Here is a 13,367-nt window from a genome sequence, read left to right as displayed (position 1 = left end):
TTGTTTTTGTTATCTTGAATTGCCCGTATTCGTCTAACCGGAATTCGCAACTCAACTATGGATCACATTTCAAAGTACCTGACAAAGGAGATCAAATTGTCCAGCTATGACGACAAACTGTTTAAATCAGATCTGATGTTTGATGATCACATGCTAATCTGGTTTATTTCAGGGGAAACAAAGATCATACAGGCAAATGCTACCCACTATTTCAAAACGGGCGACATATTTTTGATTCCGAGGAATCAACTGGCGACCATTGTTAATTATCCGAAAAATGGTCAACCTCACAAAACGGTAGTCATGCATTTGACTACCGAACGATTGAAAAGGTTTTATGAAAAAATAGAAATTAAAAAAAAGGTAACGCCAGAGCAAAAAATAATCAGCCTGAGCAATCATCCGCTATTGGAAAGTTGCCTGGTTTCTTTGATACCCTACTTTGATGTGAGGGGCGAATTTCCCGAAAGTATCGCGTCTCTGAAAATTACCGAAGCAATCACAATCTTGAGGGAGATTGACAAGACGGTGGACGGCGTGCTGGCAAACTTTGACGATCCTGGAAAAATTGATCTGATTGATTTCATGCAGCGAAATTTTATGTTCAATATGCCCATGGAAAAACTGGGCTATTTGACAGGCCGCAGTTTATCGACATTCAACAGGGATTTTAGGAAGTTTTTCAATGCTACTCCTCAAAAATGGCTCACCGAAAAACGACTTGAACTGGCGCACTATCAATTAGCCGAAAAGAAGAAAAAACCCACAGAGGTATATCTCGAAGTAGGCTTTGAAGATCTCTCGCATTTTTCTTTTGCATTTAAAAAGAAGTATGGGGTTACGCCGAGTCAATTGCTATGAGTTCTTCGATGGTATTACGACGCTCGCTGGGGATGTCCGCCTGATACGTTTCAGAGCGCAACTAAGGGGCCGGAATCTACAAGGTAGATGCAGCAAGGTAGTGAAAAGCTGTTGGTAGCCAGCAAGAAAAACGGTCATCCCCGTCCCAAGCCAGAGTTTCCATTGGGTGGGTGAGAACATCCTTAAAAATACTCAATCTAATTCGACTTCTTGCGTATAAGGTGTATCGTTACTACTGGTGTAGGATAGTAACGAATGAGCTGGTTCACGGAATAGGCATGAGCAATATGCCGATCTCGGAAGCGGCCTACCAGGTTGGGTTCGATAGTTTGTCGTATTTCGCGAGTGTTTTCATGATCTGTTTCAGAGGTTACCCCGGGATTTTCCAGCCACGGCGTAAGCATTGCGACTTCCAGCCGAAATAATGTAGGAAATTGGAATACCGACAGCCAGTATCACGATCGCGATCCCGATGGCGACGGCTTGCAAATCAGGCGATGGCATGGTGGGGAATGCCAGGCGCAGCACGATGAGGTTCATCACCAGCCAGATGAACACACCATATAAAATACCGCTCAAAAGCCTCTTACGGCTCAATAGGCTAATGTTTTGATAAAGAAAATAATAAAATAACGAGAATATAAAAGCAATCAGAAAATGCAATGCCAGGCCTGTCAGGATCATTGGAAAGCCGCCGGAGTAAGCTTCTTTACCAAAAACGGCGCTCGCTATGGACATGATGATCCTCGACGGGGTGGTTTTTTCCATGATAACCGCATACAAGAGAATTGCGGCAACAATGTCCAGGGTACCTGCCACAAATGTTGCTGAAAGAACCGATTTGAAACCTGGTCCGTTAATTTTTAACCCACCCATTAGAAAGTCAGTTTAATTCGGGATAAGTTACTAATTATTAGGCTATTTCATAAAAACTGAATGCGACGGAATCTGATCTGCATGTGCAAATGCAGTCTGGTATCTGGCTTTGTAACTTGCCAGATGTTGTTTTTTGCCCTGCGCCCGAATGCTCTGGTACATGCCCAGCAGCGACCAGCCATTGCCAGGGTTAAATATCAGATCTTCCTGATACACTTTCTGAGCTTGCGCAGGCTTTCCACTTTTGAGCAAATATGCCCCCAGAAATTGTCTGGCAGGGATCGGCCAGTCCTTTGGCTCGGTGTAAATCAGTTTGTCTTCCAGTTTTACCGCGTTTTCGAGACTGGCAATGGCCAGTACGTGTTCGTTCCGGGCGAATAGTATGGCGGCATTCAGGATACTTTCTGCAATTCCGGCTACTTGAATCGGCGAGTTGAATGGTATCCTTCGTTGGGTCAGTATCGGGTCTTTCATCTTAGTACGTAACTGCTCCAAATGTACCGCCGCGGAATCGACTTGCCCGGTATTGACGAATGCGATGCCTTTTGCAAAATCAGAAAGCAGGCTTGCGTAGGTCCAGCGGCTGTCGGGAACAATGCTGTCTTTCAAGATCAGGTCCCATTTACCCATTCTCACCAGCGTCATTACGGGTATCATATATAGGTATTGGTCGTAGGTAGTTTCAGCCGTGGGCGCAACGCTTTTATTGCAGCGTTTGGCATAGCGCATAGCTTCTGAGTACATGCCACCGCTGAGGGCGCAATAACTCTGCACCGCGAAGTAGTGGGGCGAATGCTTGTTCAGTGACAGGTTTTTGGCCAGCAAGTCGTAGTAAAGCAGGTTGTCGTCTGCCAGATTATTTACCTCCACTCCTTTGCTGTAAAGTCCGCTCCTCTCATACGCGTGGCTGGCCATATGCACCATATGCGCAACGCCCGGCAGCAGGTCACGTAATGTTTCCGCACCCCCGAGCGATACTTCGGGATGACGCGAAGCCTCAGTCAGATGAATGTAATAATGTAGCGCGGCGGGATGTTTGGGGTTGGTTTTCAATACTTTTTCACAAATACGGACCAGTTCCGGCGTCCATGGTTTGGAAGTACCGTCCTTACTCCAAAAATCCCAGGCATGGATCACCATCATGGCGTCGATATATAGCACTGCAATGTCTTGATCATCAGGGTGTAGCGAAATTAATTCTTTTATTTTTTGCGCATAGGCCAGGTTTAATGCCGGCCTGTCCGAATCGGTCGGGTCGGCGGAGTAGCGGCTGTTCATTGCTTCAATGAGCTGTTTTTCCTTGGGAGACGCGCTCACAGCTTCCTCATTCATGCTTTTCAATACCTCTGCTAATCCGGCTGGCTTGGTGTAGCTGTGGGCAGCATTGTAATAGGGGCCCATTGCCAGCGCCTGTCCCCAAAGTGACATAGGATTGTTGTTTTCCAACCTTTCTGACTCTTTAAATGAGGCTACTGACTCTTTGAAATGATAGCTGTAATACATGCTCAGGCCCTGATCAAAGTAGAATTGAGCACTGTCGGACTTCACCGTCACAGGGTAGGAGTAATGTCCCCAGCCGGGTAGGGCGACGATGAATTTGCCCTCGGCCGTCTTCGCTGATACGCCCGAATAAGCAGGTCCGCATACGGCTATATTTTCGAGGGTAACCGCACGTTCCGGTCCAGGCTGGTAACAGAATAATGTAATTCCAAGCAAAATGGATACAAATGTAATCGGCAGTAGCAGGGGTTTCATCAGTAATATTGGTTTGAAAAGTCTTTAAAGGCGTCACGACAGGCAATGGACCGAAAAAGTAGGAATTTAAAAAAAAGTTGATACAAATATGGCATTTAACCTTTAAATTGTCGCCAGCAAGCTATCCGTAAGGTTTATGGCAAAGGACTTCATCTATCAGATTTTTAAAGCGCTCCCGGCACCAAGTCTGGTATTGCTGCCCGATTCTCCGAAGTTCACTATTGCCGATGTTAACGATTCATATCTTGCCCTTGTATCTCGGACCAGGGACCAGCTGGTAGGAAAAGGCTATTTTGAAGCATATCCTGAATATCCCTACACGAATGTGGCCCCCTGGAAAGATCTGCTGGAAAAGCTGCTGGACGATCATTTGTCTAATCAAACCCCTGTTTCGCGTTTTGTGGTAAGCGTGCCGGGTGCCAGGTATACGGAAGTCAGGTACCTGGTTTCGACTAATACGCCTATTCTGAATGAAAACAACGAGATCGAATATATTCTCAGGTCGGTTGCCGATGTGACGGAGATCACCAAGTTCAGGCTTAACGATTTCACATTTTCAAATGATAAGTTCTTGTCCGAAACCCAGCGGATTGCCAGAATAGGAAGCTGGGATGCAGATGTGATCAATGAAAAATTGGTATGGTCGGATGTCGTGAAGGAGATTTACGAGGTGGAGGCCGATTACGAACCTGACTTCACATTATCCGCCGATTTTTACGATGATGGGTTCCGGGGGGAGTTTTTTGCTGCAACGCAGGAAACACTGACGAAGGGCACCCTTTTTGATCTGGAACTCAGGATCATTACCGCGAAGGGAAACCCGTGCTGGATCAGAATTACGGGCAAGGCCGAAATCAACAATGGTGTCTGTACACGCATGTATGGGACCATTCAGGATATTCATAGTCGCAAAATCATTGAGCAAGAACTGATTGAATCGCGGAACCGGTTTGAGTCACTGATCCAGACCATCGACGGGATCGTATGGGAAGCGGATGCGCAGACCTTTGAATTTTCTTTTGTAAGCGATCAGGTGAAGCGGATACTGGGCTATACACCTGAAGAATGGCTTGGCGAGAGCAATTTTTGGAGAAACCACATTCATGCCGAAGATGTGGATATGGCGATAGGATACTGTCATCGCCAGACCCTGGAAGTAAGGAACCATACTTTCGATTACCGGATGAAACGAGCGGATGGCGAGATCATCTGGATCAAGGATCTGGTGACCGTTATCCATGAAAGCGGCAGGCCGATATTGCTGCGCGGATTTATGGTTGACATTACGGAGACCAAAAGACTGGAGGACATTGAGCATCTGGAAAAAACGGTACTGGAATTGAACTCCCGAAAAACTTCAACCCTGCGACACGTTTTAAATGAGTATCTGCTAGGGATCGAACGCATATTCCCCGATATGAAATGTTCTATTGTCGGAATTGTCGATAACAGGATCAACAACTGGGCCGCGCCGTCGTTACCGGATGAATACATTCAATCCATTGAAAACACCGTCGTCGATAATAATGTAGGGTCCTGCGGTACGGCCGCATTCACCAGGGAGCGTGTCATTGTGAGCGACATTGCCCATGATCCCAGATGGGCAGACTACCGCCAACTGGCCCTGCCGTATGGTTTACTGGCATGCTGGTCCCATCCGATTATATCTTCCGAGGATGTTGTGATAGCTACTTTTGCGGCCTACTATGATAAAGTGAAAGCACCTACCGAGGATGAGATCAAAATCATCGACCGTTTGATTGCTATCTTGACTGTGGTATTGGAAAACAGAAAGAATTCCGAATTGATCATGGCCAGCAAAAACAGATTGCAGTCGTTGGTTACCGAGTTGCGGAAGAATAACGAGCTTTATGAGTTTGTCAATAAGGCTACCAATGATGCCATTTATGATTGGGACCTGACCAACGACCACATCGAATGGGGCCTCGGGTTTTACAGGATGTTTGGCTTTGATCTGGTGGATGGCAATTACCCGCTTGCGAAATGGGCCTGGCACGTGCATCCGGAAGACCGCGAAAAAACTGAGGTAAGTCTTCAAAAACAGTTGTCAGAAGTTGAGAAAAGTAAGTGGACTGCTGACTACCGGTTCAGAAAAGCGGACCAATCATATGCCCACGTGGTGGAAAACGGCTATATTTTGAGAGACAGCGATGGTCATGCTGTGCGTATGATCGGTGTACTAAGGGATGTTAGCAGGCAAAAACAAGAGGAGCATGAGCTGAAATTACTGAGCTCGGTGATTACCAATACCAATGATATGGTGTTGATAGCGGAGTCTAATCCCGATGATATCGCGGGTTTGAAAATTCTGTATGTGAATGCGGCATTTACAAAAATGACGGGCTATGCCGCGCCCGACATTGTGGGTAAAAGTCCGGTGGTGCTGAAAGGTTTCAGTTCTTCAAAAAATGACTTTGGCAGGCTAAGGAATGCGATCAGGAACCTGGAACCTTTGGAAACTGAAACGGTTTGCTACCAGCGTCATGGGGAAAGTTATGACCTTAATCTGTCCCTTCACCCCGTCGCCGACGATGAGGGTATGCTGACGCACTGGATTTCCATTGGTCATGACGTTACTGACCGGCTCCGGTACATTCGTGAAATTGAAGGACAAAATCAGAAATTCCAGGAGATCGCCTGGATGCAATCGCATGTGATACGCGCGCCGCTGGCGAGACTAATGAGCCTGATCGACCTGGTCAAAAATTACCAGAACTCGGAAATTGAAAAAACCGAATTGCTCGACCATATCCTGATCTCCGCTTACTCACTGGATGACATTATCAGGGACATTTCCGCAAAAACAGAACAGCTCTGATCAAAAATCCAGCTTTAAGCCTAGCGATAAGCTCACTATATCGCTTAAATTGAGGTACTTGGGATTTTGAGCGTAACTGATCAGCAACAGATCATACGTACCCAGCTCGTAGTAAAATTCGAGGCCGCGCCTGCGCTTGTTCAGCACAATGTCGCGTCCCACTTTCCCCCCCACGTATGCCCCCGGCCGGAAGGAGGTCGCCCACCAGTAATAACCTTTGGGATAGTAAGTGGGCCATTTGGTATCAAACTGAGGACCGAACGTATAGCTCAGGTAGAACCCAAGCGAAAACGGAGCCATGTAATGAGCGTTTTTCAGAGGGATCCGCCAGGGCGAATAAGTCGTTTTACCGGTAATGGTCACCAATGCATCGCCGCCATATTTCTGGGGCAGAAAGCCAAAAAGCAGGTCAGTTTCCAGCGTTTTATTACGAGAAATATATCCCGGGCCGCCGGATAAAAAACCGATATTACCTGCAAATTGCAGTTTCAAATGGTCGGGAATGTACCATTTACGCGCAGGCTTGCTGGGTTGCAGGTCCTGGCTGTTAGCGGCCAATGAAAGGAGTAAAAACAGGGGTAAAAAATATTTGTACGTCATCTCAGAATTCAACCTTATCCACTTTATAACCATCCTTCCAGGTCGAAACCACGAGATATCCTCTTGCACCCATGCTGGTGGTGAGGTAATAATGTACGCCATCGTTATAAAACTCGCCGTCCAGAAAACGGTGCTGATGGCCATATAGAGACAATCGTACATTGGGATCATTACCCAGCAGGTCCGCGTAGGGCTTTTCCAGGTTTTTGTCAAAATCCCCGTCAAAAGGTGGCACATGCGCCACGACAATGGCATTCTTATTTCCGGGATTGTCTTTGAGCTGTGATCTCAGCCAGCCAATGTCAGGTACGGAGCCGTCGAATGCATACTCGCGGGAGCTATTATCGATGAAAATGAACTTGTTGTTACCAGCTTCGAAGGAGTAGTTGAGCGCCCCATACATTTTACGATAGGACGCCGCACCGTTGGCGATCAGATCGTGATTACCGATCACCGTTACGTAGGGGCATTTCAAAGTGGACATGATCTCGTGGACCCATTTGTACTCCTGGCTGAGGCCAAAATCTGAGATATCACCGGCGTGAACGACGAACGAAATGTCCTTCTGCTGATTGGCACTTTCTACAAAATCCGAGGATTCATCATACCAGCGCTGAGAATCACCCATGACGATAAACTTTACAGTGTCAGCAGGAGGTAGTGCCTGTATTTTTTCAATGTTTCTGGCATTCAGGTTTTTATCGCTGTCTTTGAAAATAACCTGATTGGGATTGAATTGGAAAAGCCCTTCGCAGGAGCTTAATGCTAGTGCCAGACCAAAAAACGTCCAACGTTGTATAGATTTCAATTTGTAACTATTAATGTCCTAAGAGTGAATTAGCGCCATGCTGGCCGTTTTATCCTAACCCATAATTCATTGGTATAATTCCAGTTACTTTACTATATTTATTCACTTCTGACATGCATTTGTCAGGTTTGAGCGCATCTGAGGCATGGATATTTTCAGGCACGGTTATTGCAATGGGGCTGTTTTCAAGTTTAAATCTAAATTAAGTACGATCATGAAAATCAAAGGCATAGTAGGTGCAATGGGACTTGTACTGTTCACATTGTCATTGTCTGCGCAAGTAGTTTCAAAGGACTCTATCAGCATCTTGAAAGACCAGAAACAGGCATTAGAATTAAGTAAAAAACTAACTGACCGCAAGTTGGAACTAGCTAAACTGGAGAACGAATTAGCGGGAAAAACAGAAGAAGCATCCAAAGCAGCTGAGACTGCACAGCAGGCAGCGGAAGACAATAAAAAGGCTGCAGAAAAGTTGGGCGACGATGCCCAGGATAAAAAATTAGCTAGACGCGCCAGCAAAAGCGCGGGTTCAGCGCACCGGGATGCGAAAAGAGCCAGAAGAGCAGCTGATAATCTGGAAGATCTGAGAAAAGATATCGAATCGCTTAGAAAACAGATCAGCGATGATGAAGCTAAACTTGCTTCTTTGCCAGGCAGTGGCGGAAGCAGGTAACATTCTACGTGCCTATGATGCAAAAGCGCCGCAGGTCACCTGTGGCGTTTTTTGTTGTGAAAATAAAGCGAATGTTGGGGTTGGCCGGCTAGTGCGGTCTTTTCAGAGCGATTTCGTCTGGCCAGGGCACTTGCTTTCCTGTTGCTTTAAACACCGGCCATTGCACATTCCATTGTTTCAACTGTTTGGTAAATAGCATAGCCAGTTCCTTCACTTTTTGCGGATTGGAAGCGGCCAGGTCAGTTTGTTCGCCGATGTCATTTTTGAGATTATAAAGTTCCAGTTTCGATTTCCGGTAATCGTAGATCAGCTTCCAGTCTCCCTTTCGGAATGCACTGGAATAATGGATATTAGGCCCTTCAGAGGCGATCCAACGATTGGGATGATGCCAGACCAGCTCACGGTCGTTGTTTTTGGCAGCAGGATTTCGGAGTAATGGTAATAAGCTTTGCCCATCAACGGACTGTACCAGTTTTGGGTTTTTAACGCCCGCAATGTCCAGGATTGTCGGAAAAAAGTCTTCAATGATAACATATTGATCTGTTACCGTGTTCGGTTTCACAACGCCCGGCCAGCGTACTAGCATGGGCTCGCGGATACCTCCTTCGTAAACAGATCCTTTACCAGCTTTCAAAGGCAAATTGTGCGTCCACGCCTTACCGCCGCGGGCGGGCGTAGTACTCAGTCCGCCATTGTCCGACATGAAGAGGATAATGGTGTTACCGGCAAGTTTTTTATCGTCAAGATATTGCAGCACGTCACCCAGGCTTTTGTCCATTCCCTCCACCAGCGCGGCGTATTTGGCCTCAGTAGTGTCCAATCCTGCTTTGAGATAGTGATCAATGTAACGCTTGTCAGCCGTTAAAGGGATGTGGACAGCATAATGTGCCAGGTACAGAAAAAACGGCTTTTTCTCTGAAACGGGTTTTTCCAGCGCTTTCAATGCCTCCGTGGTGATCGCGTCGGTGAGGAAAACATGGGTTCCGTGGTAACCTTCGAGTCCCGGTACTGCATTGCGGTTAGGCTTACCATTGACCGGGCTGTCATAATTTTCCTCACCGGCATAGCTCGCGGGATGCCCGATAGAGCTACCGGCAATATTGACTTCAAAACCCGCATTCCTGGGATCAGAGCCGGGCGTACCTGCTGAGCCGAAATGTGCTTTTCCGCTGTGAATAGTGTAATAGCCGTTCTGTTTGAGCACTTCCGGCAGGGGAGTAGCGTGAAAAGTATGCTCCACTCCGGCTACCGGGCTGAAACCATTGATATTCCAATCCACTGATTGCAATGTGGAATCGGCGTAATCTGTGTTTTTGTTTTTGTCTGGTGAGGTCCAGTGCGTCACGCGGTGATGCGCCGCGTTCACACCCGTGATCAGGCTCACACGGGAAGGAGTACATACAGGCATTGCGTACGCATTCGTGAATTTGAGGCCTTCGCGCGCCAGCCGTTCCATGTTGGGGGTACGATAGCGTTTATTGAAATCCGTTGCCTTGTCCCAGAAAGGTACAGAAGTGTCCTGCCAGCCCATATCATCCACGAGGAAGACAATGATATTTGGTTTTTCACCTTTCTTTTTTTGTCCAAAAACAGGCAAAGTAAGTGCCAACCCGAAGCCCAGCAACATTGAAAGTATTCTTTTCATAATTAAGGGTAAAATTAAAAAAAAAGTACTAGACGTATTGCATGTTTAAAGCCCAAATTGGACTCAGGGCAGTGCCAGAATTCGCTTAGCCCATGCATGGCGCCAGACTTTCAACCGCCGTTGACATCATTTTTTCAACCACTCCTAATATTTATACTCCCAAATATTGCATTTACTAAACACTGTTTATTATATTCACAGCGTAATTACAAAGCGCATGGCAATCAAGGAAAGAAAAGAGCGGGAGAAACAGGATATGAGGAATCTAATTATCGATTCAGCTACTCAGTTGTTTTTGAAATTAGGCTATGACAAGACCTCTATCCGGACTATTGCCGAGGATATTGAATATAGTCCTGCTACTATCTATCTGTATTTCAAGGATAAGGATGAGATTTTCTTTGAAATTCATGAAAATGCCTTCTCGATTCTTGAAAAACTTTTCAGGGCTCACGATGTGATCGAAAACCCATTCGAGCGTTTGGCGGCAGTAGGCAGAACTTACGTTCAATTTGCATTCGACAATCCGGACTACTATGATCTGATGTTCATCATGCGGGCGCCCATGACACAGATTAAAAATGCGGAAAAATGGGCAGCTGGTGACTGTGCTTTTGGGTACGTCCTGGAAACGATCACCGAATGCCTCGAACAAAAAATGATCAAGCCGGCGGACAAATTCATCACTGCTATCTCCGTCTGGTCGTTCACGCACGGCCTGGTGTCGTTGTATGTGCGTGAGAGAATGTGCATTCTCCAAATGGAAGATGACGTCGTTAGGGCTATGCTGAATACATCCTTTGAAAATTTCGTGCAAAATCTAAAAACCTAAAAAAATTTGCCCCCAGCTAAACACTGTTCATTATATAAACATCACTTACATGAATTCAATTTTTCGAGGAATGCTACGGCATTTGCTATACATACTTTTTCTGTCCGGTTTGGTCGGGCGGACGCAGGCGCAGGAAAGCGTGTTGGAAGGCTACATTCAGCAGGGTTTGAAAAACAACCAGGGAATTCGTCAGCAGGGATTTTTGCTCGAAAAAAGCATGTATGCTTTGAAGGAAGCAAAGACATTTTTTCTCCCGGAAGTCAATTTCAATGGCTCTTATCTTGATTCCCGCGGAGGCCGGAAGATCAGTATCCCTATTGGTGACCTGCTTAACCCGGTTTACACTTCATTAAATCAACTAACCAACTCGTCCGCATTTCCGCAGGTTGAGAATGTGAACCAGACTTTTAATCCTAATAATTACTACGACGCCAAGTTCAGGACTTCGTTGCCGCTCTACAATGCTGAAATAACTTACAACACGCGGATCCGGAAAGAGCAGATCAATTTCCAGCAGGCAGAGGCTGACGTTTACAGACGCGAGTTAGTGAAGGAGATCAAGTTCGCCTACTATGCCTATATGCAATCACGGGAGGCAGTTACGATACTGGAAAGCGCCGTTTCCCTGGCAAAGGAAAATCTCAGGTTTAATCAGGTTTTGGTTAAAAATGACAAGGCGATCAGGACGGTGGTGAGCCGCTCAGAGAATGAACTGATCGGCTTGGAAGCGAAATGGGAGGATGCTAAAAACCAGTCGGTGAATGCGGCAGGTTACTTCAATTTCCTACTGAATGCGCCCCTCGATTCGCGCATTGATGGACAGGCACCGGCGCAGCTGGCACCTGAACCGGACACTGCTGCCTCGGGTAGGAGAGAGGAGCTCGTCAAATTGGAATCATTGTTGAAAATCAACACATTATCGGGTCAGTTAGCAAAAGCGTCATCATTACCAAAGCTGTCGACTTTTATGGACCTGGGTACGCAAGGAGATTTTATCAAATTTAATAATGACACGCGCTACTATCTTTTTGGGGTGACATTGGACTGGCGTGTTTTCGCTGCAAACCGGGTGCAGTACAAAACCAAGCAGGCCGTCATGGACAGGAATGCTACTTCGGCACAACTGAGCCAGGTAGAGCAACAGCTTGAATTACAGTCACAAACGGCTGCAAATAAATTGAAATCTGCGGTGACGATTTACCGCGCCTCCACAAGCCAGACAGCGCTTTCGAAACAGTATTACGAAGACCAGCAGAAATTGTACCGTGAAGGCCAGCTGCTTTACATTGAGCTGCTGGACGCCCAGAACAGGTTAATCAATGATCAGCTGCAACAAAGTATTTCTTACCTGAATGTACAAACCCGCACGGCTGAGCTGGAACGGGCAAAAGCAAGCTATGTATTTTCTAATTAAACAATGACATGAAAACTACCATCAAAATAAGCATGATCGCGCTTTTTGCCTCCTCCATTTTCGCGATGACGGCGTGCAGGGAAGAAAAAAAAGCAGAGGAAACCGACACGACCATTCCGGTCAAAATCATTAGTTCATCGGCGCTGAGCCAGGCGCAGGCGGTGGAAACCTCCGGGTTGCTCGCTTCCGAAAATGAGGCACATTTGTCTTTCAAGATCGGCGGTATTATCAATAGTGTTTTGGTAAAAGAGGGTGACCGTGTGAGAAAAGGACAAGTACTGGCTACATTGAACACCACCGAAATTGCCGCGCAAATGGCCCAGGCTGAGGAAAATTTCCTGAAAGCCAAACGCGACGCCCAGCGCACGCAAAACCTCTACCGCGACAGCGTCAATACCAAAGAACAACTGGAAAATAGCCAAACGTCGCTCACTTTGGCAGAAAAACAACTCGAAATTGTTCGCTTCAATCTTTCGCAGGCAAAAATCATTTCCAGAGCTGACGGAGTGGTAATCCAAAAACTGCAAAACGCCGGCGAGCAGGTGGAGGGCGGTACGCCGGTGCTGTTCATCAGTAGTACCAGCCAAAAAGACTGGGTGATCAAATGCGGCCTGACGGACAAAGACTGGGCCAGACTGAAAGGCGGTGAAAAAACAGATATTATTTTCGATGCTTATCCTCAGACATTTACAGGCAGCGTGAAGTCATTGTCGCAAGGTAGCGACGTAGTTTCTGGCCTATATCAAGCGGAAATAAGACTCGATAAGCAGGACGCTAAAATGGCAAACGGGCTGTTTGCGAAAGTGAGTATTTATCCGAAAGAGAAAACAAACATGGTTTCTATTCCGGTAGACGCGCTCATTGAAGGCGAGAATGATACCGCATTCGTGTTCATAGCCAACGGAAGCAAAGCGCATAAAAAACAGGTGAAAATTGCTTTTCTGGAAGGAGATAAAGCATTCATTTTGTCGGGAGTGGATGCTGGCGCGAAAGTGATCCGGGAAGGTTCCGCCTACCTGGCTGAGGGGTCGGATATCAAAATAATTCAGTAATCATTCAACAAA

11 protein-coding genes are annotated in these 13,367 nt (G+C 46.5%); 6 read left to right on the top strand and 5 right to left on the bottom strand.

The window, feature by feature from the left end; all coding sequences use genetic code 11:
• The first annotated feature begins 57 nt into the window (after nucleotides 1-57).
• The gene (locus ABIO93_RS22855) at nucleotides 58-861 is read left to right on the top strand and encodes an AraC family transcriptional regulator (protein WP_348072004.1); all 804 of its coding nucleotides are present in this window, start codon (nucleotides 58-60) and stop codon (nucleotides 859-861) included.
• 363 nt (nucleotides 862-1,224) lie between these two features.
• Here ABIO93_RS22855 and ABIO93_RS22850 read toward each other — a convergent pair whose 3' ends face one another.
• Both ABIO93_RS22850 and ABIO93_RS22845 read right to left on the bottom strand, forming a co-directional pair.
• On the bottom strand, nucleotides 1,225-1,737 hold the full coding sequence (locus tag ABIO93_RS22850) for a DUF1440 domain-containing protein (RefSeq protein ID WP_348072002.1): 513 nt from the start codon (nucleotides 1,735-1,737) through the stop codon (nucleotides 1,225-1,227).
• A gap of 42 nt (nucleotides 1,738-1,779) precedes the next feature.
• Nucleotides 1,780-3,492 (bottom strand): hypothetical protein, encoded by a 1,713-nt coding sequence (locus ABIO93_RS22845; protein WP_348072000.1) that lies wholly within the window; start codon nucleotides 3,490-3,492, stop codon nucleotides 1,780-1,782.
• A 136-nt stretch (nucleotides 3,493-3,628) separates the two neighbouring features.
• On the opposite strand from ABIO93_RS22845, the gene ABIO93_RS22840 reads away from it, so the two are divergent.
• Nucleotides 3,629-6,331, top strand: coding sequence for a PAS domain-containing protein (locus tag ABIO93_RS22840; RefSeq protein ID WP_348071998.1), 2,703 nt, complete (start codon nucleotides 3,629-3,631; stop codon nucleotides 6,329-6,331).
• Here ABIO93_RS22840 and ABIO93_RS22835 read toward each other — a convergent pair whose 3' ends face one another.
• Together ABIO93_RS22835 and ABIO93_RS22830 are read right to left on the bottom strand one after the other, a co-directional pair.
• The gene (locus ABIO93_RS22835; protein ID WP_348071996.1) at nucleotides 6,332-6,889 is read right to left on the bottom strand and encodes a hypothetical protein; all 558 of its coding nucleotides are present in this window, start codon (nucleotides 6,887-6,889) and stop codon (nucleotides 6,332-6,334) included.
• A 43-nt stretch (nucleotides 6,890-6,932) separates the two neighbouring features.
• Complete coding sequence (locus ABIO93_RS22830; RefSeq protein WP_348071994.1) at nucleotides 6,933-7,739, bottom strand: metallophosphoesterase; 807 nt, start codon at nucleotides 7,737-7,739, stop codon at nucleotides 6,933-6,935.
• Nucleotides 7,740-7,953: 214 nt separating this feature from the next.
• Here ABIO93_RS22830 and ABIO93_RS22825 point away from each other — a divergent pair, with 214 nt between their 5' ends.
• Nucleotides 7,954-8,412 (top strand): hypothetical protein, encoded by a 459-nt coding sequence (locus ABIO93_RS22825; RefSeq protein ID WP_348071992.1) that lies wholly within the window; start codon nucleotides 7,954-7,956, stop codon nucleotides 8,410-8,412.
• Between the two features lie 88 nt (nucleotides 8,413-8,500).
• Here the strand turns inward: ABIO93_RS22825 and ABIO93_RS22820 are convergent, their stop codons facing one another.
• Nucleotides 8,501-10,057, bottom strand: a complete 1,557-nt coding sequence (locus tag ABIO93_RS22820; protein ID WP_348071990.1) for a sulfatase — start codon at nucleotides 10,055-10,057, stop codon at nucleotides 8,501-8,503.
• 217 nt (nucleotides 10,058-10,274) lie between these two features.
• Between ABIO93_RS22820 and ABIO93_RS22815 the strand changes: the two genes are divergently transcribed.
• Genes ABIO93_RS22815 through ABIO93_RS22805 form a run of 3 tightly spaced genes read left to right on the top strand, consistent with a single transcriptional unit; the run spans nucleotide 10,275 to nucleotide 13,355 of the window.
• On the top strand, nucleotides 10,275-10,889 hold the full coding sequence (locus tag ABIO93_RS22815; RefSeq protein WP_348071988.1) for a TetR/AcrR family transcriptional regulator: 615 nt from the start codon (nucleotides 10,275-10,277) through the stop codon (nucleotides 10,887-10,889).
• 49 nt (nucleotides 10,890-10,938) lie between these two features.
• Nucleotides 10,939-12,303, top strand: coding sequence for a TolC family protein (locus tag ABIO93_RS22810; RefSeq protein WP_348071986.1), 1,365 nt, complete (start codon nucleotides 10,939-10,941; stop codon nucleotides 12,301-12,303).
• Between the two features lie 8 nt (nucleotides 12,304-12,311).
• Nucleotides 12,312-13,355, top strand: a complete 1,044-nt coding sequence (locus ABIO93_RS22805; RefSeq protein ID WP_348071984.1) for an efflux RND transporter periplasmic adaptor subunit — start codon at nucleotides 12,312-12,314, stop codon at nucleotides 13,353-13,355.
• The last annotated feature ends 12 nt before the right edge of the window (nucleotides 13,356-13,367 follow it).

This window comes from Dyadobacter sp., from assembly GCF_039919315.1.
Lineage (GTDB): Bacteria > Bacteroidota > Bacteroidia > Cytophagales > Spirosomataceae > Dyadobacter.
This window is presented reverse-complemented; position numbering and strand designations above follow the sequence as displayed.